The sequence below is a fragment of the Burkholderia sp. BCC1977 genome (assembly GCF_905339595.1).
Taxonomy (GTDB): domain Bacteria; phylum Pseudomonadota; class Gammaproteobacteria; order Burkholderiales; family Burkholderiaceae; genus Burkholderia.
Map to the genome: position 1 here is coordinate 1 of NZ_CAJPGQ010000168.1, position 534 is coordinate 534.

Consider the following 534-nt stretch of genomic DNA (forward strand, 5'->3'; position numbering starts at 1 on the left):
ATCAGGGTATTAAATGCCTTCTGTCCCCGGGACAGACTGGCCTTGTTGTGGCCCGGCGCGATGCTGACGGCCTGGCGGATCGCCTTGGTCATGAGATGAGCTTCCGTTTGTCGCGGGACTCGAAACAAAGGCGACATTTTAGCCGGACGCCCCCCTGCGCAAGAGAGTTGTGCCGTAAAAAGTTGAAGGGCAACAGATCACTGATATCGGCATCAGGCGCACGCTGCGGCAATTCGGTGGCACATGCACGAGGTATGCGTAGGGTTCGACGTTGCAGGCCCGACAGGTGAGCATCAGGCTGTAAACCATGGCGCTGGCCTTGGCGCCGGCCACCGTGTCGCTGAACAGCCATGAGGACCTGCCGGTACAGAATGGCCTGATGTCGCGCTCGATGGCGTTGTTGTCGACGGGGGCGCGCCCGTCGCTCACGTAGCGGCTGAGGTACGTCCACTGGTTGCGTGTGTATGAGATTGCCTTGCCCAGCAGGCTCTCAGGCAGGACCTGCGGCGCCTGCTCGTCCAGCCGCTTCCTGAA

The 534-nt window shown here is 61.2% G+C and carries 1 pseudogene; it reads right to left on the reverse strand.

Annotated elements, in window-relative coordinates:
- Positions 1 to 88: 88 nt before the first annotated feature.
- A pseudogene (locus tag U5771_RS35305) lies at positions 89 to 534 on the reverse strand (IS66 family transposase); the annotation flags it as partial.